This is a genomic window from Synechococcus sp. BA-120 BA3, from assembly GCF_034931285.1.
In the GTDB taxonomy this organism is placed as follows: Bacteria; Cyanobacteriota; Cyanobacteriia; order PCC-6307; family Cyanobiaceae; genus Cyanobium.
The window spans coordinates 1-852 of record NZ_JAYGHZ010000492.1 but is presented as its reverse complement, the minus strand read 5'-3'; the positions used below and the strand labels follow the sequence as shown (position 1 = coordinate 852).

At 73.0% G+C, this 852-nt stretch carries 2 protein-coding genes; both read left to right on the top strand.

Translation table 11 applies throughout. The features are described from left to right. The coding region (locus tag VB737_RS17095) for an FGGY-family carbohydrate kinase (RefSeq protein WP_500314737.1) at nt 1–183 on the top strand (183 nt) is incomplete at its 5' end. 146 nt (nt 184–329) lie between these two features. Further along, nucleotides 330–602, top strand: a complete 273-nt coding sequence (locus tag VB737_RS17090) for a DUF2470 domain-containing protein (protein WP_500314735.1) — start codon at nt 330–332, stop codon at nt 600–602. The last annotated feature ends 250 nt before the right edge of the window (nt 603–852 follow it).

Genomic DNA, 852 nt, shown 5'->3' with positions numbered 1-852 from the left:
GCCCTGCGGCGGGTGATCAGCGTCGGCGGCGGCGCCCGCAACAGCCAGTGGCGCGCCCTGCGGACGCGCGCCCTGGGGATCCCGGTGCTGAACCGACCGCAACGCACGGCGGCCCTGGGCATGGCCCTGCTGGCGCGGGCCAGCTCCAGGATGGGGGCCGACTCCCCCTCGCCTCGGCCATGAACGAACGTCTGAAATCGATCCTCGCCATGGCCCTGTTCGTCGTGCTGGCGGGCTACGTGGGCTTCAGCGGCCTGCGGCTGGGCCTGCTGCTCTGGCAGCGGTTCGCCGGCGCCTGAGCCCAGAATTCCCCCAACCGACCTGAACCCATGGCCGCCGATCCCCTCACCGCCGCAGTGAGCGACCGCATCTGCAAGCACATGAACGACGACCACGCCGAAGCCGTTCTGGCCTACGCCCGCCACTACGGCGGCTGCACCGAGGCCCGCCAGGCCCGGATGGTGGCCGTCGAGCCCGAGGCGATGCGCCTGGAGGTGGACGGCTCCCGGGTGGAGGTGCCCTTCGACCACACCCTCACCGACAGTGAGGACGCCCACCGCACCCTGGTGGCCATGCTGCGGTCGCTCCCCGGGAAGGCTTGAAGCAGCAGCGCCGGACCCCTGACCCTTCTCGCACGCCTGAGCCGGCTTCCGCTCGACTGGATCGCGGCCACCCCCTGCCCCCTGTGCCGTGGCCTGCAACCGCCGCAGCACGCGTCCGGAGCCGCCTGCCCCGACTGCCGTCAGCGCCTGCTCCTGCCGGCCGGGGCCTTGAAGGGCAACGAGCCCCTGCTCTGGTGGGCGGCCGGGTCCTACGACGGCCAACTGCGGCGATGGCTGCTCGGGCTGCGGC